At 65.0% G+C, this 26,957-nt stretch carries 24 protein-coding genes, 1 tRNA gene and 1 pseudogene; 11 read left to right on the top strand and 15 right to left on the bottom strand.

Annotated elements, in window-relative coordinates; translation table 11 throughout:
• Window positions 1–276 precede the first annotated feature (276 nt).
• The 6 genes and pseudogenes from ACT6QU_RS06825 to ACT6QU_RS06800 form a co-directional block, all read right to left on the bottom strand.
• Window positions 277–981: pseudogene (locus tag ACT6QU_RS06825) on the bottom strand (ABC transporter ATP-binding protein); the annotation flags it as partial.
• A complete protein-coding gene (locus tag ACT6QU_RS06820; RefSeq protein WP_444563277.1) occupies window positions 974–1,705 on the bottom strand; it encodes an ABC transporter ATP-binding protein in 732 nt (243 codons plus the stop codon). The pseudogene ACT6QU_RS06825 and the gene ACT6QU_RS06820, both read right to left, overlap by 8 nt.
• On the bottom strand, window positions 1,702–2,661 hold the full coding sequence (locus tag ACT6QU_RS06815) for a branched-chain amino acid ABC transporter permease (RefSeq protein ID WP_444563278.1): 960 nt from the start codon (window positions 2,659–2,661) through the stop codon (window positions 1,702–1,704). The genes ACT6QU_RS06820 and ACT6QU_RS06815 overlap by 4 nt, the downstream gene beginning before the upstream one ends.
• The gene (locus ACT6QU_RS06810; protein ID WP_444563279.1) at window positions 2,658–3,524 is read right to left on the bottom strand and encodes a branched-chain amino acid ABC transporter permease; all 867 of its coding nucleotides are present in this window, start codon (window positions 3,522–3,524) and stop codon (window positions 2,658–2,660) included. Before ACT6QU_RS06810 ends, ACT6QU_RS06815 begins: the two co-directional genes overlap by 4 nt.
• Before the next feature lie 80 nt (window positions 3,525–3,604).
• Window positions 3,605–4,801: an amino acid ABC transporter substrate-binding protein gene (locus tag ACT6QU_RS06805; protein WP_444563280.1), complete on the bottom strand. Its 1,197-nt coding sequence runs from the start codon at window positions 4,799–4,801 to the stop codon at window positions 3,605–3,607.
• 57 nt (window positions 4,802–4,858) lie between these two features.
• Window positions 4,859–6,307 carry an aldehyde dehydrogenase gene (locus tag ACT6QU_RS06800; RefSeq protein WP_444563281.1) on the bottom strand — a complete coding sequence of 483 codons (1,449 nt, stop codon included), beginning with the start codon at window positions 6,305–6,307 and terminating at the stop codon, window positions 4,859–4,861.
• A gap of 160 nt (window positions 6,308–6,467) precedes the next feature.
• Between ACT6QU_RS06800 and ACT6QU_RS06795 the strand changes: the two genes are divergently transcribed.
• Window positions 6,468–7,334 carry a helix-turn-helix domain-containing protein gene (locus ACT6QU_RS06795; RefSeq protein WP_444563282.1) on the top strand — a complete coding sequence of 289 codons (867 nt, stop codon included), beginning with the start codon at window positions 6,468–6,470 and terminating at the stop codon, window positions 7,332–7,334.
• Window positions 7,335–7,341: 7 nt separating this feature from the next.
• On the opposite strand, the gene ACT6QU_RS06790 is transcribed toward ACT6QU_RS06795, so the two are convergent.
• The 7 genes from ACT6QU_RS06790 to rpmH all read right to left on the bottom strand — a co-directional run bounded on the left by ACT6QU_RS06790 (window position 7,342) and on the right by rpmH (window position 12,748).
• Complete coding sequence (locus ACT6QU_RS06790) at window positions 7,342–7,605, bottom strand: hypothetical protein (RefSeq protein WP_444563283.1); 264 nt, start codon at window positions 7,603–7,605, stop codon at window positions 7,342–7,344.
• Between the two features lie 9 nt (window positions 7,606–7,614).
• The gene (locus tag ACT6QU_RS06785; RefSeq protein WP_444563284.1) at window positions 7,615–8,895 is read right to left on the bottom strand and encodes an amidohydrolase family protein; all 1,281 of its coding nucleotides are present in this window, start codon (window positions 8,893–8,895) and stop codon (window positions 7,615–7,617) included.
• A gap of 27 nt (window positions 8,896–8,922) precedes the next feature.
• A complete protein-coding gene (gene yihA / locus ACT6QU_RS06780) occupies window positions 8,923–9,579 on the bottom strand; it encodes a ribosome biogenesis GTP-binding protein YihA/YsxC (protein ID WP_444563428.1) in 657 nt (218 codons plus the stop codon).
• A 131-nt stretch (window positions 9,580–9,710) separates the two neighbouring features.
• Window positions 9,711–10,262 carry a fasciclin domain-containing protein gene (locus ACT6QU_RS06775; RefSeq protein ID WP_444563285.1) on the bottom strand — a complete coding sequence of 184 codons (552 nt, stop codon included), beginning with the start codon at window positions 10,260–10,262 and terminating at the stop codon, window positions 9,711–9,713.
• Between the two features lie 131 nt (window positions 10,263–10,393).
• Window positions 10,394–12,220, bottom strand: coding sequence for a membrane protein insertase YidC (gene yidC / locus ACT6QU_RS06770; RefSeq protein ID WP_444836570.1), 1,827 nt, complete (start codon window positions 12,218–12,220; stop codon window positions 10,394–10,396).
• Between the two features lie 20 nt (window positions 12,221–12,240).
• A complete protein-coding gene (rnpA, locus tag ACT6QU_RS06765; RefSeq protein WP_024586492.1) occupies window positions 12,241–12,579 on the bottom strand; it encodes a ribonuclease P protein component in 339 nt (112 codons plus the stop codon).
• 34 nt (window positions 12,580–12,613) lie between these two features.
• Window positions 12,614–12,748 (bottom strand): 50S ribosomal protein L34, encoded by a 135-nt coding sequence (gene rpmH, locus ACT6QU_RS06760; RefSeq protein ID WP_024586493.1) that lies wholly within the window; start codon window positions 12,746–12,748, stop codon window positions 12,614–12,616.
• 280 nt (window positions 12,749–13,028) lie between these two features.
• On the opposite strand from rpmH, the gene ACT6QU_RS06755 reads away from it, so the two are divergent.
• From ACT6QU_RS06755 to ACT6QU_RS06740, 4 genes are all read left to right on the top strand, one after another.
• A complete protein-coding gene (locus ACT6QU_RS06755; protein ID WP_444563287.1) occupies window positions 13,029–13,880 on the top strand; it encodes a TVP38/TMEM64 family protein in 852 nt (283 codons plus the stop codon).
• 11 nt (window positions 13,881–13,891) lie between these two features.
• Complete coding sequence (locus ACT6QU_RS06750) at window positions 13,892–15,319, top strand: dihydrolipoyl dehydrogenase family protein (RefSeq protein ID WP_444563288.1); 1,428 nt, start codon at window positions 13,892–13,894, stop codon at window positions 15,317–15,319.
• Between the two features lie 16 nt (window positions 15,320–15,335).
• Entirely contained in the window at window positions 15,336–16,823 is a 1,488-nt protein-coding gene (locus ACT6QU_RS06745) for an ATP-binding protein (RefSeq protein ID WP_444563289.1), read from the top strand.
• A 144-nt stretch (window positions 16,824–16,967) separates the two neighbouring features.
• Window positions 16,968–17,044, top strand: a tRNA-Arg gene (locus ACT6QU_RS06740).
• A gap of 65 nt (window positions 17,045–17,109) precedes the next feature.
• Here the strand turns inward: ACT6QU_RS06740 and iolG are convergent.
• Complete coding sequence (gene iolG / locus ACT6QU_RS06735) at window positions 17,110–18,120, bottom strand: inositol 2-dehydrogenase (protein ID WP_444563290.1); 1,011 nt, start codon at window positions 18,118–18,120, stop codon at window positions 17,110–17,112.
• Window positions 18,121–18,131: 11 nt separating this feature from the next.
• Window positions 18,132–19,256, bottom strand: coding sequence for a Gfo/Idh/MocA family protein (locus ACT6QU_RS06730; RefSeq protein ID WP_444563291.1), 1,125 nt, complete (start codon window positions 19,254–19,256; stop codon window positions 18,132–18,134).
• Window positions 19,257–19,415: 159 nt separating this feature from the next.
• On the opposite strand from ACT6QU_RS06730, the gene ACT6QU_RS06725 reads away from it, so the two are divergent.
• From ACT6QU_RS06725 to iolD, 6 genes are all read left to right on the top strand, one after another.
• A complete protein-coding gene (locus tag ACT6QU_RS06725; protein ID WP_444563292.1) occupies window positions 19,416–20,228 on the top strand; it encodes a MurR/RpiR family transcriptional regulator in 813 nt (270 codons plus the stop codon).
• Window positions 20,229–20,334: 106 nt separating this feature from the next.
• A complete protein-coding gene (locus tag ACT6QU_RS06720; RefSeq protein ID WP_444563293.1) occupies window positions 20,335–21,276 on the top strand; it encodes a sugar ABC transporter substrate-binding protein in 942 nt (313 codons plus the stop codon).
• Window positions 21,277–21,343: 67 nt separating this feature from the next.
• A complete protein-coding gene (locus ACT6QU_RS06715) occupies window positions 21,344–22,450 on the top strand; it encodes an ABC transporter permease (RefSeq protein WP_444563294.1) in 1,107 nt (368 codons plus the stop codon).
• Window positions 22,450–23,223: an ATP-binding cassette domain-containing protein gene (locus tag ACT6QU_RS06710; protein ID WP_444563295.1), complete on the top strand. Its 774-nt coding sequence runs from the start codon at window positions 22,450–22,452 to the stop codon at window positions 23,221–23,223. Before ACT6QU_RS06715 ends, ACT6QU_RS06710 begins: the two co-directional genes overlap by 1 nt.
• A complete protein-coding gene (locus tag ACT6QU_RS06705) occupies window positions 23,220–25,127 on the top strand; it encodes a bifunctional 5-dehydro-2-deoxygluconokinase/5-dehydro-2-deoxyphosphogluconate aldolase (RefSeq protein WP_444563296.1) in 1,908 nt (635 codons plus the stop codon). The genes ACT6QU_RS06710 and ACT6QU_RS06705 overlap by 4 nt, the downstream gene beginning before the upstream one ends.
• Window positions 25,124–26,956 (top strand): 3D-(3,5/4)-trihydroxycyclohexane-1,2-dione acylhydrolase (decyclizing), encoded by a 1,833-nt coding sequence (gene iolD / locus ACT6QU_RS06700; protein WP_444563297.1) that lies wholly within the window; start codon window positions 25,124–25,126, stop codon window positions 26,954–26,956. Before ACT6QU_RS06705 ends, iolD begins: the two co-directional genes overlap by 4 nt.
• Window position 26,957 lies beyond the last annotated feature (1 nt).

Raw genomic sequence — 26,957 nt, 5'->3', positions numbered from 1 at the left:
GCCGGCATCTGCGGAGGCCGGTTTCGGCTGCGCCGTTTCCCTGGCGGCGACGTCCCACGGATCGGGACCGGCCTTCGGGTCGTAGCGCCCGGCAAAGGCGCTCGGCGCCGGGCTTTCACGGCGCAGATAGCGCACGAAGGCCGTCTGGATCGCGCCGGCGCGACGTGCGAGGTCGCCCGCCATCCGGCCCATCGCCTCGAGCGAGGCGGGTAGCGCGAGGAAGGGCGGCAGTGCGATGCCGCGCTTCGCGCTACGCTTGGCATCGTCCGTCTTGCCGCCGCCGAGATAGGCGTTGGCGACGGCCGGGTCATTCATCAGGTTGACCGCCGTGTCCTCGCCGGTGATGAGGCCGTTCTCGATCAGATAGCCGCGATCGGCGATCTTGAGGCTGAGCTTGGCGTTCTGCTCGACGAGCAGGATGCCGACGCCGGTGGCAGCCACGGCCTTCAGTGACTTGAACAGTTCCTTCGACAGGAGGGGCGACAGGCCGAGCGAGGGCTCGTCGAGCATCAGGATGTCGGGCTTCGACATCAGCGCGCGGCCGATCGCCACCATCTGCTGCTCGCCGCCCGACATGGTGCGCGCGATCTGGCTCTTGCGCTCGGCAAGGCGCGGGAAGAGTTCGTAGATGCGCTTCAGCGTCTGCGCCTCGTCCTGCCGCGCGCGGCCGGCGAATGCGCCGAGTTGCAGGTTCTCGGCCACGGTCAGGTCGCCGAAAATGCCGCGGCCTTCCGGAACGAGTGCGATGCCTTCCTCGACTATCCGATGCGCCTTGACGCCCCGGATCGGCTTGCCGTTCATCGCGATTTCGGTGCCGGGCTCGGTCTTCACGAGGCCCGCGATGGCCTTGAGCAAGCTCGATTTGCCGGCACCGTTCGCGCCGAGAATGACGCAGATTTCGCCCTTCGCGATCTTCGCCGATACGCCTTCGAGCGCAAGGTGGCGGCCATAGCGGACGCCGAGATTCGTCACCTCAAGCATCGTCGTCGTCCCCGAGATATGCGCGTACGACTTCCGGCTCGGACAGAACCTTCGCAACGTCGCCCTCGGCGATCTTTGTGCCGGTGTTCATGACGACGCAGCGGTCGCAGAGCGTGCGGATCGCGTCCATCACGTGCTCGACCATGATGATGGTGCGGCCTTCGCGGCGCAGATCGTCGATGAGGGCGATGCCGATCTGAAGCTCCGTCGGATTGAGGCCGGCCAGCCATTCGTCCAACAGCAGCACGCGCGGATCGGACGCCAGCGCACGCGCCAGTTCGATGCGCTTCTGGTCGATATAGGTCATCGACGCGACCGGCATGTCCGCCCTGCCCTCGAGCCCGACGCGGGCGAGAAGCTTGCGGGCGAGAGCATTGGCATCCGCGCCCCACAGCCGGTTGCGCGCGAAGACGGCCCCCGCCATGACGTTTTCCTCCGCCGTCATCGACGGCAGGATGCGCACGAGCTGGAAGGTGCGCGCGACGCCCTGCCGGGCGATGTGGTGCGCGGCGTGGCCGGAGATGCGCTCGCCCTTCAACCGGATTTCGCCGGCACTCGGGCGCAGCGCGCCGGAAATCAAATTGAGCATCGTCGTCTTGCCGGAGCCATTCGGGCCGATCAGCCCAAGAAGCTCGCCTTCACGGACGTCGAAGGAGACGTCGTTGACGGCGACGAGACCGCCGAACTTCTTCTGCGCGCGGTCGACGGAGAGGATAGCAGTCATGCCACCTTCTCCTCGCCGACGGGCTTCTCCGACCGCTTCATCCTTGTGCGCAACTGCTCCAGCCGTCCGGTCACGCCGTCGGGCAGGAGATAGACGATGGCGAGGAAGGCGAGGCCCATGACGATGGGTGTGTGGTTCGGGAATTGCGCGGAGACCTGATCGAACAGGATGGTGAAGGGAATGACGCCCACCAACGGACCCCATAGACGCTTCGTGCCACCGAGCAGAGCCATGATGACGACGAGGAACGAGATCATCGGATTGAAGGCCGATGGCGGCTCGATATACGCGTAGCGCGGAGCGGAGATGGCACCGGCAATGCCGATGAACGCGCCGGAGATCATGAAGAGGATGATCTTGGCACGCGCAGTGTCGATGCCGACATGGCGCGCCACCGTCTCGTCATTGCCGATGATCTTCATGGCGAAACCGAGCCGCGAGCGGCCGATCAGCCAGCCGGCGACGAAGACGGCAACCGTCAGCGCCAGCAGCATCCAGTAAATGTGCATCTCAGTGAAGTCGGTGAAGACGTAGAGGCCCATTCGCGTCGAGACCTTGGTCTGCGTCCACGAGACCAACTGGCGCACGAGTTCGGCCAGGCCCAGCGTGAAGATGACGAAATAGACGCCGGAGAGCCTGAGCGTGGCGAGGCCGACGAGCCCTGCCAGCACGGCCGCGACCACTCCGCCACCGAGCACGAGGGCAAAGAAAGGCACGTGGTCGACCCACAGGCCGACCGTATAGGTGCCGAGGCCGAAGAAGGCGGCCGTGGCGAGCGAGATGTAGTGCGTCGGGCCGGAGAAGAGCGTCCAGGCCGTGCAAAGCGCGGCGTAGAGCATCAGATTGACGCCGAGCGAGAGGTAGTAGCCCTGGCTGAAAAGCGGCAGCGTCGCGAGAGCGGCGACAGCGATCGCACCGAGAAGGCCAATGCGGATTTCCGACTGGTCGAGCGTCATGTGGTCTGCCTCCCGAACATGCCTTGCGGGCGGAAGAGGAGGACGATGATGAAGAGCGCGTAGGTCGCGGCGATGGTGAGGCCGGGATCGATGAGGCTCGCGACCGCCGTCTCGGTGATGCCGAGGATGAGGGCCGCCAACACCGCGCCGCGAATGTCGCCGACGCCGCCCATGATGACGATGATCAGCGCCTTCATGGTGAAGACGACGCCCATCGAGGCGTTGAACGTGTAGAAGGTCGACAGAAGCGCCCCGCCGCAGGCCGTCAGTGCGCCGCCCAGCGCGAAGGCGAAGGCCGCGGTCTTGGCGACGTCGATTGCGACGAGCCTGGCCGAATTCGGATCGACGGCGACGGCGCGAACGGCCGTGCCCTGCCGCGTCCGGTAGAGGAAGAAGTAGAGCCCGATGGCGATTGCGACCGCCGCGCCGAAGGCGACCACGCGGTTGAGGCCGAACGGATTGCCGAGGATCATGAAGCGCTCGGCGAGGAAGGTGTAGGAGAAGTAGGAGCCGCCGAACGCAAGCAGCATCAGGCCCTGCAAGAGGAAGAGCAGGCCGAACGTGGCGAGGATCGAATCCACCTCCAGCATGCCCCGGTTCTTCGCCCGATCCACCAGCGGCTTCAGAAGCACCGAATAGATTGCCCAGTTGATCGCGAAAGCGGCTGGCGCGATGACGAGCAGCCCGAGAAGTGGGTTGATCTGCATGGCCGTGAACAGCCAGAAGGCGATGAAGCAGGCCGCAACGAAGGTCTCGCCATTGGCAAGGTTCATGATACGCGCGACGCCGTATTGCAGTGTCAGCCCCAGCGCGATCAGCGCGTAGGTGCCGCCCAGCAATATGCCTGTGACGATGATCTGCATTCTCTAAGCTACCATACTCGCATCGCCTCGAAGGCGGGAAGCGCCATCCCGGAACCGCCGGGATGGCGCGTTCTCAAGACTTATTCCCAGCCGTCTTTTTTGATCGGCTCGATCGCCCCGTCGATGCCATTGGCGGCGACGCCGTAGAAGACGCCGTCCTTCCATTGGCCGACGGTCCAGAGGTTGCGGTTGACGTTGTTCTCGAACTTCACCTCGCCCATCACCGTATCGAAGGTGCCGGCCTTGATGGCCTCGACGACGGCTTCGCGGTCCTTGGTGCCGGCGGCCTCGATCGCCTGCTCGAGGACCTGGAGACCCGAATAGGTCACGGCGCTCGCCCAGTAATCGGCGTCCGCGCCCGTCACTTCCTTGTGCTTGGCGCGGTACTCCTTGATCTTCTCGTCATCCGGGTTGGTGCCGCCTGCGCCCAGAACGCCGTTCGCCGTTGCGCCGAAACGGCCGGCATAGGCAGGGAAGGACGCGCCGACGCCGACATAGAAGGCGCCGACGTCGAGGTCCTGGATTTGCGCCTGTTCGGTGAGCGCGAAGGTGTCGCCCGGATAGGAGAAACCGACGAATGCGTCCGGCGCGGCAGCCTTGGCCTGGCTGACGATCGGGGCGACGTCCTGCGTGCCGAGCGGATAGGATGCCTCGTAGACGATCTCGAACCCTGCCGCTTCGAGCGCCGGCTTGCCGGCACCTGCGAGTTCGAGGCCGAACGCGTCGGCGACGTGGACGAGCGCGACCTTGTTGCCGATTTCCCCGGCATCCTTCAGTTTCTTCAATGCGGCGGCAGTGCCCTCAGCCAGTTCCTTCGAGGTGCCGAGCATCCAGAACGAATTCGGCCAGCGACCGGCGAATTCCTCGACGCCGTCGGTGATCGCGCTCGTCGTGATGTGCGGATAGCCGTAGCGCGCGATGATCGGGGCGGTCGCGACGTTGAGGCCGGTCGAATAGGGCGTGACGATGAAATCGACATTGTCGACGGTGGCCAGGCGCTGGATATTCTGGACCGCGGTCTCGGCCGAGGTGCGGTCGTCATATTCGACCAGTTCGATCTGCATCTGCTGGTCGCCGACCTGGAGACCGCCGCGTCCGTTCACTTCCGACACCCAAAGCTGGATGTTCGGCCAGTGACTGACGGTCGCGCCGGCCGCGAGCGGGCCGGTCTTCGGCGCGCTCGCGCCGATCTTGATGGTTTCCTGCGCGGCCGCGTGGCCGGCAAGCGCCAGCGTCGCGGCGCTGGCTGCAAGTGCGATGAACGTGCGTCTGATCATGTCCTGTTTCCTCCCAGTGTTGACAAAGACCCGGCATCCTCCTGCCGGAATTCGGTTTCAGATCGGATAGTCCGGCCGTCCGCTCTGAATGGTGATCCACCGCAATTCGGTGAATTCGTCGATGCCGGCCCGACCGCCGAAACGGCCGTGGCCGGATGATTTGACACCGCCGAACGGCATTTGCGGTTCGTCATGTATCGTCGCCGAATTGATGTGGCAGATGCCGGTCTCGAGACGCTGCGCCACCATGAGCGCACGCGTGACGTCGCGGCCGAAAACGGCGGCGGACAGACCGTATTCGGTATCGTTCGCAATCGAGACGGCCTCGTCGATATCGGTGAAGCGGATGAGCGAGGCGACGGGGCCGAAGCTTTCCTCATAATAGATACGCATGTTGGGCGTCACGCCATCGAGGATCGTTGCGTCGAGCCAAACCGATCGCTGTTCGCCCCCGACGACGAGCCGCGCACCCTTCTGCATGGCGTCGTCGATCAGCGCCTTGACGCGCGCGGCCGCCTGTTCGCTGATCATCGGACCGATTTCGCTCGCGCCATCGCGCGGATCGCCAAGGCGCAACCGCTTCACTTCGGCGGACAGGCGCTCGAGGAAGGCGTCGGCAATGCTGTCCTGCACCACCAGACGCTCGGTCGACATGCAGATCTGGCCTTGGTTGAAGAAGGCGCCGAAAGCGGCAGCCCGGGCGGCTTCGTCGAGATCGGCGTCGTCGAGTACGATCAGCGGGGCCTTGCCGCCGAGTTCCAGCAGTGCGGGCGTCAAGTGGCGTGCGGCAATCTCCGCGATGATGCGGCCGGACCGCGTCGAGCCGGTGAAATTCACGCGCCGCACGGCCGGATGCGCGATCAGCGCTTCGACGATTTCCTGGGCATGGTCTTCCTGATTGTGAACGACGGCGATCGCGCCCTCGGGAAGCCCGGCTTCGGCGAAGATGTCGCACACCATCGCATGCGTGCCCGGGCAGAGTTCCGAGGCCTTGAACACGACCGTATTTCCGCAGGCGAGCGGCATGGCGATCGAACGAACGGACAAGACGATCGGCGCGTTCCAGGGTGCCAGCGACAGGACCACGCCGCAGGGCTGGCGCACAGCCATGGCGAAGGAGCCGGGCCGGTCGGCAGGGATCGTTTCGCCGGTCAATTGCGTGGTGAGCGCCGCCGCCTCGCGCAGAATGGACGCGCCGAGCCGGCAATTGAGTTCGCTCCAGGCGCGCGTGCCGCCAGTCTCGTTGGCGATCTTCGCGACGAACAGTTCGGTGCGCTCCAACAGGAGACCGGCGGCGCGGTTCAAGATCGCGCGGCGTTCGGATGGAGGGGTCTGCGACCATTTCGGGAAGGCTGCGGCGGCACGGTTGGCGGCATGTCGAGCTTCCGCAACGCTCGACCCATGTACGCGCGTGACCACTGTCCCCGTCAACGGGCCGACCCGCTCCAGATGGGGGGCTTCGACGACCTCCCCGACGGGAGCCGCGATCCGCGCTGCCTTTGCCAATTCATCCTCCCGCGAAGCGCATTTTCCGCTTCAGCCGCCACGGCTCCTTTGGAGTTCCGTTCTCCCAGCGACCCAATGATTGAAGCGCAAGGCACCCACACTTGATATGAACAAAACTGGTGATCTATTGTAAGAATCTGGTTTCAAGACGGACTGAAAGATGGATGTCGCCACAATCGATTGCGGACTGCACGCGCGGTTCTGGTCCTTCAACGGCGCGACTGGCGGCGTGGCACGCCAGCTCGTCCTCATGACCGATGGCGGCGGCGAGGCGGAAGCTGGCGGCCAGAGGCTTGCCATCGCCGCGCCCGCATTGCTGTGGCTGGGCGACATGAAACCGGGACGATTGCGGCTCGAGGCGGGCGCGACCGGGCTTCGGGCGCAGATCGGCGACGACACGCTCGTCGATGCGATCGGCGACGAGGCGCAATCGGTCGCCCTGCGCTACCTGGTCGATCGGGACTTCACGCTTTCGCTCGCCGGTCATCCCGAAGCGCTGGGCTTGATCGAGCGATGCCTGAGCGCCGTGATCGCGGAGCGGCAACAGCCTCGAGAGGCGTCGGCGCTGCTGCTGTCGGCGCTTCTTCGCATCGTTCTCGTCTCGATGCTTCGCGTTTCCGGCGGCCGGGAATCGCTGCCGGGGGTCGGCGAGCGGATGAGCCTGCTGCAGAGGTTCCGCCAGCTCGTCGAGATGAATTTCCGCAACCACTGGCCGGTGGCGCGCTATGCGACCGCGCTCGGCGTCTCGGCCGACCGGCTGCACGCGATCTGCACCGACGGGGTTGGAAAATCACCGAAGGCGCTGGTCTCGGAGCGGCTGGCGCGCGAGGCGATGCTGCGGCTGGAGCGGTCGTCGCTGACGATCCAGCAGCTCGGCCACTCGCTCGGCTTTTCCGACCCGGCGCATTTTTCGAGCTTTTTTCGCAAGATGACGGGCACCCCGCCGGGCCGCTATCGCCGCGCGGTCATCGATGCGCGGACCGACCGCCCTGCGCTGCATGCGCCCAGCTTCGCCGAATGGCCGTGATCCGCGTTCAGTCGCGGCGCACCGGCACGAAAACCGGGCGGTAGACGACAGCGGACGTGCGCGACCAGCGGTCGAACTCGGCGCGGCTGGCGCGTGCTTCCGCGCGGCGGTCGAGATCGATGCGTTGCAAACACCCCGCGAAGGCATCGGTTCCGGCGCGGAAGCCGTAGGAGCGGCACGCCTCCTCATCGAGCGCTCGCCGCTCCTCCGGTGTGATCGTCGTGCAGGCAGCGAGAGCCAAGGCAAGAAACGCCAGAACCGCGGATCGCATTTTGGCCTCCTAGCCCAGTTTGTGCCGGCGCCGCACGCTCTGCGGCCGTCCGTCGATCGTCAGGCGGGAATCGTTGCGCTGCTTGCGCGACACGATCTTGCCCTTCGACACCACGCAGAGCCGGTCGGGCCGCAGGCGCAGCGCTTCGATCGGGTCGCCGGCGTCGAGCACTACGAGGCTTGCGACGTTCCCGACCTCGAGCCCATAGCCTTCGAGCCCCATGATGGCGGCATTCTCCGTCGTCACCATGTCGAAACAGCGGCGCATGTCGGCCGGGCTCGTCATCTGCGCCACGTGCAGCCCCATGAAGGCGACGTCGAGCATGTCGGCGGTGCCGAGCGAATACCAGGGGTCGAGCACGCAATCCTGGCCGAAACCGACGCGAATGCCGGCCTTCAGCATTTCGGGCACGCGGGTCATGCCACGGCGCTTGGGATAGGTGTCGTGGCGACCTTGCAAGACGATGTTGATCAGGGGGTTCGGCACGGCCGAGACCTCCGCCTCCGCCATCAGCGGAAGGAGCTTCGAGACGTAGTAATTGTCCATCGAGTGCATCGAGGTCAGGTGCGAGCCATTCACCCGGCCGTGCAGACCGAGACGCTGCGTCTCATAGGCCAGTTGCTCGACATGGCGCGACAGCGGATCGTCCGTTTCGTCGCAGTGCATATCGACCCGCAGACCGCGTTCGGCTGCGATTTCGCACAGTTCGGTCACCGAGCGGGTGCCGTCCGCCATCGTGCGTTCGAAGTGGGGAATGCCGCCTACCACATCAACGCCCATGTCAAGCGCGCGGATCGTGTTTTCGCGCGCGGTCGGGTCGCGATAGAAACCGTCCTGCGGGAAGGCGACGAGTTGCAAGTCGAGGTAAGGCCCCACAGTCCTCTTGACGTCCAATAGCGCCTCGACCGCGAGCAGCCGGTCGTCGCAGGTGTCGACATGGGTGCGGATGGCCAGAAGGCCCATCGAGACGGCCCAGTCACAATAGGCGAGCGCCCTCTCCTTCACCGCTTCATGCGTCAAGAGCGGCTTCAGCTCGCCCCAAAGGCCGATGCCCTCGAGAAGCGTTCCCGACGCATTGATGCGCGGCGTGCCGTAGGACAGAGTCGCGTCCATGTGGAAATGCGGATCGACGAAAGGCGGTGCGACGAGGTCACCGGTCGCGTCGACCAATTCACGCGCATCGGTGCCAAGCTGCGGCGCGATCGCGGCGATACGATCGCCGCGAATGCCAATATCGGCGATACGGCCGTCGGCCAGCGTCCCGCCCTTGACGATCAGATCGAAATTCATCGCCGCCTCTCCCGGTCGCAACCCCGGTCAGGTTATGCAGGCCCTCATGATCGCCTCGCGCAACTCCTCGAGCCCTTCGTTCTTTTCCGACGAGGTCGCGAGGACGACGGGAAACGCGGCTGGGCGGCGCTTGATCTTTTGTGTCGTCTCTTCGATCAGCGGCTCGATGTCCGCCGTCTTGATCTTGTCGGTCTTGGTCAGGACCACCTGATAAGAGCAGGCCGCCTTGTCGAGCAGGTCCATCACGTCGGAATCGTTCTGCTTCACGCCATGGCGGGAATCGATCAGGAGATAGACTCGCTTCAGCGTGACGCGACCCTTCAGATAGTCGAAGACGAGTTTCGTCCAGGCGTCCACCTGCGCTTTCGGCGCCTTGGCAAAGCCGTAGCCGGGCATGTCGACCAGCGCCATCGGCGGCAGGTCGCCTGCTTCGCCTGAGTATCCATCAGGCACGAAATAGTTGAGTTCCTGGGTGCGGCCGGGCGTGTTCGAGGTTCGCGCGAGACCCTTCCTGACGACCAGGCCGTTGATCAGGGACGACTTGCCCACATTCGAGCGGCCGGCGAAGGCGATTTCGGGCGGGCCTTCGGGGGGCAGGAACTTCATCGACGGGACGCCGCGAATGAAGATCCAGTTCTTCGGGAACGGTGCCGCCACGATGGGTGCCGGGCGGGGGTCTTCCATATCGCTCAACGCAAGTCTCCACGGCCGTCAGGGCCGTTGTTGGCATTGAGCTTTCGGCCCGCCTTGTCAAGCGCAAGCAGGTCGCAGTCGCACGGCCGGACAATGGTAGTCCGGCCGAGCGCTTTTTCCTGTCAGGGAAGCAGGACGCGATTGACGACGTGGATGACGCCGTTCGACTGATTGACGTCAGCCGTGGTGACGACGCTCGTCGTCCCGTTCGCATCGGTCACGGCGACGCCGCGGCCGGACGGCACCACCGTCAGCGTTCCACCCTGGACCGTGGTCAACTGGGCTTCGCCGCCACCGGCATTGGCACGGCGCAGAAGCTCGGGACCGCTGAGCTTGCCGGGAACGACATGATAAGTGAGCACGCTCGTGAGCTGGCCCTTGTTCTCCGGCATGAGGAGCGTGTCGACGGTTCCGGCAGGCAGCATGGTGAAGGCGTCGTTCACCGGTGCGAATACGGTGAAGGGACCGGGGCCGGACAGGGTTCCGGCAAGATCGGCGGCCTGGACGGCGGCGACGAGGGTGGTGTGGACCGGTGAGTTCACCGCATTTTCGACGATGTTGCGCTCAACCAGCATCGGCGCGCCGCCGACGGTAGGGTTCTGCTGGGCGGATGCCGGAATGGCCAGCGCGACGGCGGCCGATACCAGAAGGGTCGTGATCGAAAGCTTTTTCATGATGCCTCTCCCAAAGCGTTGTTGTGTCGTTGACATGGGGAGTTACGGGAGGGCTGAGCGTCCAGTTTCGAGGTTCACCTAACTGTGACCACAAAAAAGCCCCGCTTGCGGCGGGGCTTTTTATCCATTGCCTACTCGGCCGGTTCCTTGGGCTTTCGGCGGAACATGCCGGACAGATTGTCCCAAAGCTCGATCTTGGCGCCCTGGCGCTTCATGATCAGGCCCTGCTGGAGAACGGACAGGGTGTTGTTCCAGGCCCAGTAGATCACGAGGCCGGCGGGGAACGTCGCAAGCATGAAGGTGAAGACGACCGGCATCCAGTTGAAGATCATCGCCTGGGTCGGATCGGGCGGCGTCGGGTTCATGCGCATCTGCACGAACATCGTGATGCCCATGATCAACGGCCAGACACCGATCATCAGGAAGGACGGCACATCGTAGGGCAGAAGGCCGAAGAGGTTGAACAGCGACGTCGGATCGGGCGCCGACAAATCGTTGATCCAGCCGAAGAACGGCGCGTGCCGCATCTCGATCGTGACGTAGATCACCTTGTAGAGCGCGAAGAAAACCGGAATCTGGAGAAGGATCGGCCAGCAGCCGGCGATCGGATTGATCTTTTCCTTCTTGTAGAGCTCCATCATCTCCTGCTGCTGCTTCATCCGGTCGTCGCCATATTTCTCACGGATTTCCATCAGCTTGGGCTGCACCTTCTTCATGTTCGCCATCGACACGTAGGACTTGTTGGCGAGCGGGAAGAAGATGAGCTTGACGAGAACGGTGGTCGCGAGGATCGCGACGCCGAAATTGCCGAACAGGCGGAAGAACCAGTCGATGACGAAGAACATCGGCTTGGTGATGAAATAGAACCAGCCCCAGTCGATCAGGAGTTCGAACTGGCGGATGCCATAGGCTTCCTCATAGGCGTCGATGACGCCGACGACCTTGGCGCCGGCGAAGACGCGCGTCTCGATTTCGGTCGACTGGCCGGGCGCGACGGAAACCGCGTCGGACAGGTAGTCCGCCTGATAGCGGACGCGGCCATCGTCGAAATAGGAATAGCGCGGCTGGAACGCCTGACCATCGGACGGGACCATCGCCACCGCCCAGTATTTGTCGGTGATGCCGAGCCAGCCATCATTGCTCTTGCCGGGCGTGATCTGACGATCCTCGGCGAGCGTCGAATAGTCGATCTCCTGCAGCCCCTCTTCGCCCGTCACCCCGATCAGACCTTCGTGAAGCACGAAGATGCCTTCGATGTCGGGCGTCCCGACGCGCGTGATGCGTCCGTAATTCATCAGTTCGACCTGCTCGCCGCCGGCGTTCGTGACGCTGTCGGAGATGGTGAACATGTAGTCCGCATCGACCGCAATCGTGCGCTCGAAGGTCAGGCCTGCATCGTTGGTGTAGGTCAGCGTGACCGGTGCGTCCTGCGTGAGCTGCGGATTGCCTTCCACGGCCCAGACCGTCTGCGGTCCGGGAACCGCGCCGGCGTTGCCCTGCCCGACATAGCCGACTTCGGCATAATAGCCGTTGGCGAGCGCGGACGGGTTCAACAACGAAATGTTCGGCGAATTCGGCTCGACGGTGACGCGGTAGTCCTTCAGCAACAGGTCGTCGATGCGGGCGCCAGTCAGGTTGATCGAGCCGGACAGACGCGGCGTGTCGATGGCGATGCGATCGGTCGCGCCGATGGCGCCGTCGCGCGTCTGCGGCGCGGCCGACGGCGCTCCGCCGCCGGGCACTTCGGCCTGCGTCCCGGGCGCGCTCGGCACGTCTCCATCACCGGGCGCGACACTTGAGCCCTGCCCCTGGGGGGTGGCCGCCTGCTGTTGCTGCGCCTGGATCTCCGCTGCCTCGCGCTGCGCCTCGATGCGGGGGTTCATGTAGAACACCTGCCAGAGGGTCAGGATCACGACGGAAAGCGCGATGGTGATGAAGAAGTTGCGATTGTTTTCCATCAAGGAATCCCTATCCCCGCTCAGCGAAATCGGCGGGAGAGTTCTGCCTTCAATTCGTCGAACGGCGTCTTGAGCAGTTCGCGGCGGCCGACGATGACATAATCGGTGCCGCACGCCATGTCACGCGCCGCATGGACGCGAACGGCTTCTTTCAGCCGGCGACGAATGCGGTTGCGAACCACCGCATTGCCGACTTTCTTGGTGACGGTGATGCCCAGACGCGGTTCTCCCGCGTCGTCACGCCGCATCGCCTCCAACAGAAAAAGCCGCCCCCGGCGCTTCTCGCCCCGGCGAACGGCCAGAAACTGGGCGCGCTTCTTCAAGCGCGCCGGTGCATTTTCGTGCGGCCGGTCGGTCAATCCCGTTGCCCTATGGCGCCCGGCCCGCGACGACTTACGCGGACAGACGCTTGCGGCCGCGGGCGCGGCGGGCAGCGATGACCTTCTGACCACCCTTGGTGGCCATGCGCGCGCGGAAACCGTGGCGGCGCTTGCGGACGAGTTTGGACGGCTGGTAGGTACGCTTCATTTATTTAATACCGCGGGGTGCGGCCCTTCTTGGTAGCTGTCTCATCGGACGAGGAGCTTCGGCCGGCCATGCGCAACATAAGTCGCGCCAGAACCTGGGCCCGAGCGTGCGCGGCTTATAGGAAGATCGCCCGCGCGAGTCAATCGATGTCGGTCACGTCGGGGTGAAGCGCGCAAGGCCGCTCGTCAACACCGCTTGAGACCGGGCGTGTGGGATTGTGGGCGGACGGAATGCGCGCCATGTGTATCGGCACGACGCATCTCCGCACCGGGAGCATCCCTTGCCAGCCAACCTCGCCAATGCCAAAGCCATGACCAATCTGTCGCGACCGACCCTTCGCGTTGCGGCCGCGACTTCGCGCGAGCGGACAAAGGACGGCGCCATGACAGCAGGCCGGTCGAAATCGATCTGGCGTTTCGTGCCGCTCGCCATCCTCGCCGGCGGACTGGCAATTGGCTATGCGCTCGGCTGGCACGAATATCTGAGCCTTGGCGAACTCGCCGCGCGCAAGGACCAGTTGCAGGCCTATGCGTCCTCCTACGGCATCCTCGCGCCATTTCTGTTCGGTCTTCTCTACATGGTGGCGACGGCGTTCGCCTTTCCCGCCGCAGGCGCCCTCACCGTCTTCGGGGGCTTTCTCTTCGGCTGGGCGCTCGCCGGCATCGTGGTCGCGGTTTCGGCGACGATCGGCGCGACGCTGATCTTCCTGGCAGCCCGTTCCGCGCTCGGCGATGCGTTGCGCAGCCGCGTCAAGGGACGTGCGGAAGCCTTGTCGAAAGGCTTCGAGGACAACGCGTTCGGCTATCTGCTCGTGCTGCGCATGACGCCGGTCCTGCCCTTCTTCGTCGTCAACGTGGCGCCGGCCCTCTTCAAGGTCCGCCTTGGCACCTATGTCGCGACGACGTTCCTGGGCATCCTGCCCGGCACGTTCGTGCTCGCCTATCTGGGAGCCGGCGTCGACAGCGTCCTGACGGCCGCCAACGCCGCCGGCCGGACGCCGACGCTTGGCGACATCGTGACGCCGCAGATCACGCTGGCGCTCGCGGGGCTTGCCCTGCTGGCGATTTCGGCCATGCTCGTCAAGGCCTACTGGACGCGCAGAACCGCATCCAAGGCGCCTGCCGCAGACTGATCGGATCATTCATGCACGAGCATCTCACGCCCGACATCTGCGTCATCGGGGCCGGATCGGGCGGACTGTCGGTCGCCGCGGCCGCGGCTGCCTTTGGCGTCGATGTGGTGCTGGTCGAGCGCGGACGGATGGGCGGCGACTGCCTCAACTATGGGTGCGTGCCGTCCAAGGCGATGATCGCAGCGGGAAAACGGGCGCACGCAATGCGCACGGCCTCGATCTTCGGGATCGAGCAGGTCGACCCGGCCATCGATTTCAGCGCTGTTCACGCCCATGTCCGTTCCGTGATCGAAGCCATCGCGCCGAACGATTCCGTCGAGCGCTTCGAGGGCCTCGGCGTCAAGGTGATCAGAGCCGAGGGGCGTTTCATCGACGAACGGACCCTCGAAGCGGGCGGTCACCGGATTTCGGCGCGGCGCTTTGTCATCGCGACCGGCTCATCGCCCGTCATTCCGCCGATCCCCGGTATCGAAAACGTCGAGGTGCTGACGAACGAGACGATCTTCGAGCTCGAGCAGAGGCCCGACCATCTGGTCGTCGTCGGCGGCGGGCCGATCGGGCTCGAACTCGCGCAGGCGCATCGCCGGCTCGGGTCACGCGTCACCGTTGTTGAAGCGGCCCGCTTCCTCTCGCGCGAAGATCCCGATCTGGCGGCCATCGCACTCGATGCGCTGCGTACGGAAGGGATCGCGCTTGTCGAGCGTCACTCGGTCGTTCGTATCGAGCGGACGGATGACGGGCTGCGGCTCGTCGCCAAATCAGAGGATGGTGGCGAGCAGATCGTCGCGGGATCGCATCTGCTTGTCGCCGCAGGCCGCTCGCCGAACCTGGCCGCCCTCGCTCTCGACGCCGCGAAGGTCCGTCACGACAAGAAGGGCATCGCCGTCGATGCGGGCCTGCGCAGTTCCAACCGGCGGATCTATGCGATCGGCGACGTGGCGGGCGGGCCGCAATTCACCCATGTAGCCAACTACCATGCCGGCATCGCGATCCGCGCGCTGCTGTTTCGTCTTCCGGCCAAGGCGGACTACGCATCTCTGCCGCGCATCACCTTTCTCGACCCCGAGCTTGTGCAGGTCGGGCTGACCGAGGCAGAGGCACGAAAGGCGCATGGCGAAGTGCGGGTGCTTACCTGGCCGGTCCACGACAATGACCGCGCCCAGGCGGAGCGCGAGACGACCGGGCTGATCAAGCTTGTCGCAGACCGTCGTGGACGCGTTATCGGTGTTTCGATCCTCGCCAAGGGCGCGTCCGAGATGGGCAATTTCTGGTCGCTCGCCCTGTCGAAGAAGATGCGCGTGCGCGATCTGACCGGCTTCATCTCGCCCTACCCCACCATGGGGGAAATTGGCAAACGCGCTGCCATGTCCTATTTTACGGATATGGCCCGCAGACCCGTCGTCAGGCGAATCATTCGCTTTCTCCGGGTCTTCGGATAGGGTGGCAGGAGACGCCGTGAGGGACCGCGAGACAGATGGCAAGGCGGCGGCGCTCGACAGGCGCGCAAGCGTCGCGCTGGGCCGTGGCCTTTCGACCAAGCTCCTCGTGCTGACCATGCTCTTCGTGCTCATCGCCGAAGTGCTGATCTTCATTCCCTCCATCGCCAATTTCCGTCTGCGCTGGCTGGAGGAACGGCTGAGCACGGCCGCCGCCGTCGCCACCGTGCTCGTTGACGAGGACGCGTCGAGCCTCTCGCGGGCGACGCAGGACGACGTCCTCGCCTCGCTCGGCGCGAAGGCCGTCGCCGTGCGCGACGAAGGCATGTCCCAGCTCCTCGTCGCAGCGGAAATGCCTCCGGCGATCGACGAGCATATCGCGATCGAAGCAACGTCGCCGATTGCGGCGGTGCGCGATGCGCTGTCGACCGCGCTTTGGGGCGGCGACCGGATGCTGCGGGTCTTCGGTCCCGTCGGCGACAGCACTAAGGAATTCGAGCTTATCATTCCCGACGCCGACCTGCGCTCGGCCATGATGGTCTATGCCCGCAACGTGGCGATCCTGTCGCTGATCATTTCCGTTATCACGGCCGGTCTCGTCTTCTGGGCGATCAACCGCATGATGATCCGTCCGATCCGCCGGATGACGCACTCGATGCTCGCCTTTTCCGCCGCGCCGGACGACCCGGCCCGTGTCATCCGGCCCGACCGCCGGACCGACGAGATCGGCATTGCCCAGCACGAACTGGCGAGCATGCAGGGTGAATTGCAGCGTACTTTGGGCGAGCAGAGGCATCTGGCGGAGCTGGGCCTGGCCGTCTCCAAGATCAACCACGACATGCGTAACATGCTGGCGGCCGCACAATTGATGTCGGATCGGCTGCGCCTGATCGACAATGCGACCGTCCAGTCCTTCGTGCCGAAGCTCGTGCGCACGCTCGATCGCGCGGTATCCTATTCCGAAGGCGTTCTCGCCTATGGCCGCACGCAGGAAGCGCCCCCGTCGCGGCGCCGGTTGCGCCTTGCCCAGATGGTCGACGATGTCGGCGAAATCCTCGGCCTCGCGCCCGAGGGCGATATCGAGTTCGTGAATGCGGTCGACCCGGGGCTCGAGGTCGAGGCGGACGCCGATCACCTCTTCCGAGTTCTCGCCAATCTGGCGCGCAATGCCGTCCAGGCGATGCAGACGGATACGGAAAGCGCCGTCGTCAAGCGGCTGACCATCGGCGCGTTGCGGGAGGGAACGGTCTCGAAGATCACGATCGAGGATACCGGCCCCGGCCTGCCCAAGCGGGCACGCGAAAATCTCTTCGCCGCCTTCCGCGGTGCGGCGCGAAGCGGCGGCACCGGCCTCGGGTTGGCGATCGCGCACGAACTCGTCCGCGCCCATGCGGGAACACTGGAACTCGTCGAGACACGCGGTGGGCGCACCATCTTCGAAATCTGCATCCCCGACCAGCCCATCGCGCTCGACGAAGCCCGCAAGTCGATCCGCCGCCCGGCCTGAGCCGATCGCTTCGCGGCTGCCCATGGGGAATCCTCACGCTGCGCTTTTTTCTCCAAAGGCCGCTTGCATTTCGCCCGGTCAGTGGCTAGGTAACGGCCACTTCAGGTGCCGGTTCGCCGGCCCCGCGATCGTTTCGATCGCTGCGCGCCCGTAGCTCAGCTGGATAGAGCACCAGACTACGAATCTGGGGGTCAGAGGTTCGAATCCTTTCGGGCGCGCCATTCAACTCACTGAAATGCCTACGATATCAAAGCCCTCATCCTGCCGATGAGAGCTGCCCGTATCATTACTGGCACGGCAGGATTTCGGCCACGTTCACGGCACGGCGTTCCTTGACGGAGCGCAAGGCTGCTTCCGCGATCATGAGTGCGAAAAGTCCGTCCCGGCCGGATGGTCGCGGTTGTGTTCCGTCGCGGATTGCGGCGATGAAGCCCGCGATCTCGGCGGCGTAGGCCTGCGTGTAGCGCGTCATGAAGAAATCGTGCAGCGGCGGTCGCGTGAAACCCCGCTCGTCGGCGATCTCGATGGAGACCGGGCGCTGGTTTTCGGCGGCGATCATGCCCTTCGTGCCCAGCACCTCGATGCGCTGGTCGTAGCCGTAGGTCGCGCGCCGTGAATTGGAGATGACGCATTGGCGCCCGCTGGTCGTCGTCAGGATGACGCTCGCGCTGTCGTAATCGCCGAGTTCGCCGATCGCAGGGTCGACGAGCGAAGCGGCCGACGCGCTCACCCAGACCGGCTCCTCGCCCAGAAGGAAGCGGGCCATGTCGAAATCGTGGATCGCCATGTCCTTGAAGATGCCGCCGGATGAGAGAATGTAGCTCGCGGGCGGTGCGCCGGGATCGCGCGAGGTGATCGTCACCATTTCCACGGTTCCGATCGCGCCCGCATCGATCTGCGCCCTCACAGCCTGGAAATGCGGATCGAAGCGGCGATTGAACCCCACCATCAAGATGCCGCTCTCCGCTTCGACCACGGCAAGGCAGGCGCGCACGCGATCGACCGACAGGTCGACGGGCTTTTCGCAGAAGATGGCCTTGCCGGCGCGTGCGAAGCGCTCGATCAGATCCGCATGGGTGTCGGTGGGCGTGCAAATTACGACGGCATCGATATCGTCCGCCGCCAGGATTTCATCGACGGAACGAACCTCGGCGCCCCAGAGCGCGGCGAGCAAATCCGCGGCCTGCGGCATGGCGTCGGCGACGGCCACCAGTGTCGCGTCCGGATCGCCGCTGACGGCCTTGGCGTGGACCTTGCCGATGCGACCCGCGCCAAGCACGGCAAACCGAATGGGCATGAAAATTCTCCTCAGGCGAGATGGATGCGGGCGTCGCTGCGCGCGGCGTCGGCGATGGCATGGATGACGCGCTCGAAGACGAGCGCTTCGTTGAAATCGGGTCCGGTGCGCGATCCGCCTGCGATCTGCGCGAGGAAGGCGCCGGCCTCGATCGTCTTGAGATCGTTCATGCCGATCTGGTGGCCGGCAGCCGGCACGAATGCCCCGAACGGCGCGTGCTCCGGCCCTGTCAGGATCGTGGTGAAGCCCTGGAGCGCCTTGTCGCCCGCATTGCGATAGAGCATCAACTCGTTCATACGCTCCTGATCGAAGACGATCATGCCCTTGGTGCCGTGGATTTCGAAGCCCAGCCTGTTCTTACGACCCCAGGCACTGCGCGAGATCGCCAACGTGCCCGTCGCCCCGCTTGCAAACCGCACGAGCGCGCTCGCCAGATCCTCATTCTCCACCGCCGCTCGGCCGTCGGACTCAGCGAGCGGGCGCGTTTCGTGCACGGTCGCCATATCCGCAATCAGGCTGTCGATGGGGCCGGCAAGCCGGCAGACCATGCTGACCAAATGGCAACCCAGATCGCCGAGTGCACCGAGCCCGGCTTCTGCCATTGCCGCGCGCCATGTCCAGGGAAGGTCGGGATCAGCCTGATAATCCTCGTCGACCCAGCCGCGCACATGCACGATGCGGCCGATCTCGCCGGCGTCCACGAGCCGCTTTGCATGGGTGAAGGCCGGATTGTGGATGTAATTGTAGCCGACCATGGTGCACACGCCGGCCTCTTGCGCGGCTCGCGCCATCTCCTCGGCCTGCGCGAGCGTCAGCGCCAACGGCTTTTCGCAATGAACGTGCTTGCCCGCTGCGATCGCCGCCAGGGCTATTTCATGATGCATCCGGTTCGGCGTGGTGATGCAGACGATATCGACGGCATCGTCGCGCACCAGAGCGCGCCAGTCGTCGGTGGCGTTCGCAAAGCCGAATTGCTCGGCCATGCGGGCGGCCTTGTCCTGCGGCACGTCGCAGAGAAGTTCGAGGCGCACCGGCGGCAGCCCGCCAAGCACCGCATTTGCGTTGCGATAGGCGAGCGCATGGCTCTTGCCCATGAACCCGGTCCCGATCAGGCCGATCCCCAGCGCGCGGGTCACGCCCGTCCTCCATCCATCTGCGCCATCGGCAACAGGCTCCTCCCGGCTTGCCAAGATCTCGACGGCGCGCCTCTCCGCGACTTGTCGAAATGGAATATTTGTTCCAAATATACATGTCCGCCCGACCGGCGGCTGTCAAGCGCATTGAGGACGACAGGCATGGATGCATCTTCCCCGCCGACCACGATCGAAGCCTTCCAGCTCCGCCTTAGCGAAGTCGCCGGCACGCTGCCCAAGCGCCTGCGCCAATGCGCGGATTTCGTGACGTCCAACCCGGAGCGCATCGCGGTCTCCACCGTCGCCGAATTGTCGTCGGCTGCCGGCGTGCCGCCATCGGCCTTCGTGCGGTTTTGCCAGATCATCGGCTTCAGAGGGTTTTCGGACATGCAGCGCCTGTTTCGCGACGCACATGCGCCGCGCTGGCCGGACTATCCGACACGCATCAAGGCACTGCACGAACAGGGACAGGATAGTCCCTCAGCGCTCTTGGCCGAATTCATCGAAGCTGGGCGGCACTCGCTGGAAAACCTCGCGACGACCATGGATAGCAAGGCTTTGGAAGCTGCCGTCGAGACGCTGGCCAAGGCACGCACGATCCATCTCGTCGGCTTCCGGCGCGCATTTCCGGTCGCCTCCTATATGGCATATGCGCTCGAGAAAATGGAAGTGCCGGCCATGCTGCACGGAGCGGTCGGCCATATCGATGCGCGCCATGCCCTTGCCACCGGCGACGCCATGGTCGCGATTACCTTTGCACCCTACACGCCGGCCACCGTCGAGCTGGCAAATTATGCCTGCGAACAGGGCATCCCCGTCATCGCGATCACGGACACGCTGGCAAGCCCCCTGCGCCGTCTGGACGTCACCGCGCTTTCGGTCAGCGAGATCGATGTGGGGGCATTTCGCGCACTGTCGGCGACGCTTTCTTTGGCAACAGCCCTTGTCGTTGCGATCGGCGCGCGTCGGAGCTGATGGAAAAATAGACTTGCATTGACTCCAAAATGGACGGAATATTCCATTTACCGGCTTGACCATGGAGGTGTCTCGCGCGGCAGCACACATCTCAGGGAGAGAGAGAATGTCCAGGACAATGATTGCCGCGTTGGCGGTTGCAACGGGTCTCGGCACGATGTCGGTTCCGGCACTGGCTGCCGACGAGCAGTTCGTTCTCATCAGCCACGCGCCCGATTCCGATAGCTGGTGGAACACGATCAAGAACGCCATTGCGGTCGCGGGCGAGCAGATGGAAGTACGCGTCGACTACCGCAATCCGCCGACCGGCGATCTCGCCGACATGGCCCGCATCGTCCAGCAGGCGACCGCTGCCGGGCCGGATGGGATCATCGTCACCATCGCCGATTTCGACGTGCTGTCCGGACCGATCAAGGATGCCGTCGATCAGGGCATTCCGGTCATCACCATCAATTCGGGTACGCAGGAACAGTCCGCCGAACTCGGCGCCATGATGCATGTCGGCCAACCGGAATTCGACGCCGGGCACGCCGCCGGACTGCGCGCCAAGGAAGCGGGCGCGACCTCGTTCCTGTGCGTCAATCACTACATCACCAACCCCGCCTCGGTCGAACGCTGCCAGGGGTTTGCCGATGCGCTGGGCGTCGAACTGGGCAGCCAGATGATCGATTCCGGCCTCGATCCTTCCGAGGTTCAGAACAAGGTCGCCGCCTATCTGACCACCAATCCGGACACCTCCGCGATCCTGACGCTCGGGCCGAATTCCGCGCATCCGACGATCCGAGCGGTGCAGGATGCCGGTCTGGAGGGCGAAATCTTCTTCGCCACCTTCGATCTGTCGGCCGAGATTTCGCAAGCGATCAAGGACGACATCATCGACTTCGCGATCGATCAGCAGCCCTTCCTGCAGGGCTATCTGCCGGTGGTTCTGTTGACGAATTATGCGCGATACGGGGTCATGCCGGGCAACAACATCAATTCCGGCCCCGGCTTCATCACGAAAGACAATATCGAGCAGGTCGAGACGCTGGCGGGCGAGTTCCGCTAGGCCGTCCCGCCGATGGGCGGCCGACGCGCCGCCCATCTTCTTCGCTCAATACACCGGGGGACCCGCCATGACGGCCACCACCGACGAACGCGTGAAGTCCGTTTCGGGCTTCCGCCGCGCCATGATCCGTCCCGAACTCGGCGCGATCTGCGGCACGATCCTCGTCTTCGTCTTCTTCGTCCTCATCGCGGGCGATACGGGAATGTTCGCCGCGCAAGGCGTGATGAACTGGACGCTCGTCTCGGCGCAATTCGCCATCATCGCGGTGGGCGCCTGCCTGCTGATGATCGCGGGCGAGTTCGACCTGTCGGTCGGCTCCATGATCGGCTTTGCCGGAACCGTCATCGCCATCGTGTCGGTGCAGTGGGGCTGGCCGGTGTGGATCGCGATCCTGTGCGCCTTCGCCGTCGCGCTTGCGATCGGCGCGCTCAATGGCTGGCTCGTCATCCGCACCGGATTGCCGAGCTTCATCGTCACACTCGCCTTTCTCTACATCCTGCGCGGCCTGACGATCTGGCTTTCGATCCTGACCACGCGCCAGACGATCATCGGCGGCGTGGGCGAAGCGGCCAAGGGCGACTGGCTCGCCTGGCTTTTCGGCGGCAAGATTTTCGGAAGCCTGTTCGTCTGGCTGGCCGATGCCGACGTGATCGCGACCTATGATCGCGGCGCACGCAGCGGCCAGCCCATCATCGACGGCATTCCCATGCTGATCGTCTGGGCCATCGGCCTGATGATCTTCGCGCATGTCCTCCTGACCCGCACGCGCTTCGGCAACTGGATCTATGCCGCCGGCGGCGATGCACAGGCCGCGCGCTATGTCGGCGTGCCGGTCGATCGGGTCAAAATCCTGATGTTCATGTTCACCGCATTCTGCGCGACCGTCTTTGCGACCTGCCAGGTGATGGAGTTCGGATCGGCCGCAGCCGACCGCGGCCTGCTGAAGGAATTCGAGGCGATCATCTGCGTCGTCATCGGCGGCGCGCTTCTGACCGGCGGCTATGGTTCGGTCGTCGGCGCGGCGCTTGGCGCCCTCATCTTCGGAGTGGTCCAGCAGGGCCTGTTCTTCGCCGGGGCCGAAAGCTCGCTCTTCCGCGTCTTCCTCGGCACGATCCTGATCCTCGCCGTCATCATGAACACCTTCATCCGCCGCATGATCACGGGAGAACGATGATGTCCCTGATCGAGATGCGTGACATCCAAAAGCATTTCGGCGCGGTGATCGCGCTGGGCGGCGTGTCCTTCGACGTCAAGGCCGGTGAATGCCACTGTCTCCTCGGCGACAACGGCGCCGGCAAGTCGACCTTCATCAAGACCATGTCGGGCGTGCACAAGCCGTCCGCCGGCACGATGTTCGTCGAGGGCAAGGAGGTCGTCTTCCAAAGCCCGCGAGACGCCATGGAAGCGGGCATCGCGACCGTGCACCAGGATCTGGCGATGATCCCGCTGATGTCGGTCACCCGCAATTTCTGGATGGGCCGGGAACCGGTCCGCAAATTCGGGCCGCTGAAGTTGATCGACTTCGAGACCGCGAACCGGGTCACGATGGAGGAAATGCGCCGCATGGGCATCAATCTGCGCGAGCCCGAACAGGCCGTGGGCACATTGTCGGGCGGCGAGCGCCAGACGGTCGCCATTGCGCGCGCGGTTCATTTCGGCGCCAAGGTCCTGATCCTCGACGAGCCGACCTCCGCGCTCGGCGTGCGCCAGACCTCGAATGTGCTGGCGACGATCGACCGGGTGCGCAAGCAGGGCATCGGAGTCGTCTTCATCACCCACAATGTCCGCCACGCCATGGCGGTCGGCAATCGCTTCACCGTGCTCAATCGCGGCAAGACGCTCGGCACGGCCGCACGCGGCGAGATCAGCGCGGAGGACTTGCAGGATCTGATGGCGGGCGGGCAAGAAATGGCCGAACTTGAAGGCTCGCTCGGGGGAACCGTATGAGCCTCGACGTCATCACCATCGGGCGCTCCTCGGTCGATCTTTACGGCGTGCAGGTCGGCGGGCGGCTTGAGGACATGCGCTCGCTGCGCAAGTATATCGGCGGCTCACCCACCAACATGGCCTGCGGCACCGCCCGGCTCGGGCTGAAATCGGCCGTCATCACGCGCGTCGGCAACGAGCATATGGGCCGCTTCATTTGCGAGCAGCTTGCCGCCGAAGGTGTCGACACGCGCGGCGTCGTCACCGACCCCGAACGGCTCACCGCGCTCGTCATCCTCGGCATTCGCGACGAGGACAATTTTCCGCTGATCTTCTATCGCGAGAACTGCGCCGACATGGCGCTCGACGAGACCGACATCGACCCCGCCTTCATCGCCGAGGCGCGTGCGGTGGTCGCGACCGGAACGCACCTGTCCCATCCGCGCACCGAAGCGGCCGTGCTGAAGGCGCTGCGCCTTGCCCGCGAAAACGGCGCGCGCACCGCGCTCGACATCGACTATCGGCCCAATCTGTGGGGGCTTGCCGGCCACAATGCGGGCGACAGCCGGTTCATCGCGTCGCAGGTGGTGACGGCGAAGCTTCAGTCGCATCTTCCTCTGTTCGACCTGATCGTCGGCACGGAGGAAGAATTTCACATCGCCGGCGGCTCGACAGACACGATCGAAGCGCTCAGGGCCGTGCGCGCCGTTACGAACGCGACGCTTATCGCCAAGCGCGGGCCGATGGGTGCCGCCGCTTTCACCGGCGGGATCCCCGACACACTCGACGAAGGCGAGGCGGGTCCGGCCTTCCGCATCGAAGTCTTCAACGTGCTGGGCGCCGGCGACGGCTTCATGTCCGGCCTCCTCAAGGGCTGGCTTGAAGACGCGTCCTGGCCGGTCGCCCTCACCTATGCCAATGCCTGCGGCGCGCTCGCCGTCTCGCGCCATGGCTGTACGCCTGCCTATCCGTCGGCGCAGGAACTCGACTTCTTCCTCGAGCGCGGGATCGTGACCCCGGCCTTGCGCCACGACCGCGAACTCGAGCAAATTCACTGGTCGACAAACCGGCGCGGCGATTGGCCGGACATGCGGGTCTTCGCCTTCGACCACCGCGCGCAACTGGAAGCGATGGACGGCGCCGACGCAAAGCGCATCGGCCAGTTCAAGCAACTATGCCTGCAAGCGGCACTGCGGGTGGCCGACGGGCATCACGGCTACGGAATTCTCTGCGACGACAGGCTTGGCCGCCATGCGCTTCATGCCGCCGCCGGCAGCGGGCTGTGGATCGGACGACCGGTCGAGCAACCCGGCTCGCGACCGTTGCGGCTCGAAGCCGAACTTGGCGCCGATTGGGGCGGGACGTTGGGCGAATGGCCGCGCGACCATGTCGTCAAGGCGTTGTGCTTCTGCCATCCCGACGACGACGAGGCGATGTGGAGCGACCAGCTCGCCACGATCACCCGGCTGGCCGAATCCGCACGCCGCAACGATCTCGAATTCCTGCTGGAAGTCATTCCGTCCAAGGTGGGTGCGGTCGACGACATGACGACCGCGCGCATCGTCGAAAAGATCTATCAGAGCGTGGTCTATCCCGACTGGTGGAAGCTCGAACCGATGACGAGTGAGCGGGCTTGGGCGAATGTGGTCACGGCCATCGAGGCACACGATCCCCACACGCGCGGCATCGTCGTTCTCGGTCTCGACGCGCCGCAGGCACAGCTTGCCGAGGCGTTCCGGCGCGCGGCCAGGTTCGATCTCGTCAAGGGCTTTGCCGTCGGCCGCAGCATCTTCGGCGACGCCGCGCGCGCGTGGTTCGCCGGCACGATGACGGATGCCGCCGCCGTCACCGACATGAGCGCGCGCTATCGCGCGCTCGCCCAATCGTGGGACGACGCCCGCAACGCCAGGGACACTGCCGCATGACCACCATCCGACTGACCGCCGCGCAAGCCATGGTGCGCTACTGCGCCAACCAGCTCAACGAGGACGGCGTGCCGTTCCTGTCAGGCACATGGGCAATTTTCGGCCACGGCAACGTCGCCGGTCTCGGCGAAGCGCTGCATGGCGCGCGCGACACCTTCCCGACATGGCGCGGCCATAACGAGCAGAGCATGGCGCACGCGGCCATCGCCTATGCCAAGACGCTAAACCGACGGCGGGCGATGATGGTGACGAGTTCCATCGGCCCCGGCGCGCTGAACATGGTGACGGCCGCTGCCCTCGCCCATGTGAACCGGCTGCCGGTGCTGTTCGTGCCGGGCGATGTCTTCGCCAATCGCGCGCCCGACCCCGTCCTCCAGCAGATCGAGGATTTCGGCGACGGCACGGTCTCCGCCAATGACGCATTCCGGCCGGTCAGCCGCTATTTCGACCGCATCTCGCGGCCCGAGCATCTGCTCACGGCCCTGCCCCGCGCCTTTCGCGTCATGACCGATCCGGCCGATTGCGGTCCGGTCACGCTGGCCTTTTGCCAGGACACGCAGGCCGAAGCGTTCGACTACCCCGAAAGCTTCTTCGCGCCGCGCGTCTGGACTGTCCGCCGACCGCCGCCCGATCCGCGCGAGCTCGACGCCGCCGTGGGTGCGATCCGCGCCGCGCGCAAGCCGCTGATCATCGCCGGCGGCGGCGTTCATTATTCGCTGGCGACAGACGCCTTGAGCGTCTTCGCCGAGACGCATCGCATTCCCGTTGCCGAAACGCAGGCCGGCAAATCCGCCTTGCCCTGGGATCACCCGTTCAATCTCGGCTCGCTCGGCGTCACCGGCAGTTCGGCCGCCAATGCGATTGCGGCGGATGCCGATCTCGTCATCGCGATCGGCACCCGCCTGCAGGATTTCACCACCGGCTCGTGGGCACTGTTCCGCAATCCGGACTGCCGCCTCCTGACGATCAACGTCGCCCCCTATGATGCCGCCAAGCACACGGCACTCACCGTCGTCGCCGATGCGCGTGTGGCGCTCGAAGCCCTTGGAGCCGCCCTTGGCGACCATCGCGCGTCCGCGCATGATGCCCGCCTGATGACCGAATGGAACGCGGCCGTCGATGCCGTCACCGCGACCGGCGACGAGACCCAGAACCGGCTCCCCTCCGACGCGCAAGTGATCGGCGCGGTGCAGCGCAGTGTCGATGACGACGCGATCCTCGTCTGCGCAGCGGGCGGGCTTCCGGGCGAGTTGCACAAGCTGTGGCGCGCCGGCCGTCCAGGCGGCTACCACGTCGAATACGGCTTTTCGTGCATGGGTTACGAGATCGCGGGCGGCCTCGGCGTCAAGATGGCGCGGCCGGACCGTGAGGTCGTCGTCATGGTCGGCGACGGCAGCTACATGATGATGAATTCCGAACTCGCGACCTCGGTTATGCTCGGTCAAAAACTGATCGTCGTGGTGCTCGACAATCGTGGCTATGGCTGCATCAACCGGCTGCAGATCGCGTCGGGCGGGACGAGCTTCAACAATCTGCTCGACACGGCCACGCATGTCGTCGCTTCCGCCATCGATTTCGCGGCGCACGCGGCCTCGATGGGCGCGATTGCCGAGAAGGTCGACGATCTGCCACGGCTCGAACAGGCGATGGCGCGCGCCCGCGCCGCCCCGCGCACCAGCGTGATCGTGATCGACACCGACCCGATGCAGACGACCGGAGCCGGCGGCGCCTGGTGGGACGTCGCGGTGCCACAGGTTTCGGAGCGCCAACAGGTCCTCGAGGCCCGAAAGGCCTATGACGACGCACGAAAACATCAGTGGATGGACTGAC

The sequence above is a fragment of the Aliihoeflea sp. genome (assembly GCF_052435475.1).
GTDB lineage: Bacteria > Pseudomonadota > Alphaproteobacteria > Rhizobiales > Rhizobiaceae > Aliihoeflea.
The sequence above is the reverse complement of the archived record's forward strand: the minus strand, read 5'-3'. Positions and strand labels throughout refer to the sequence as shown.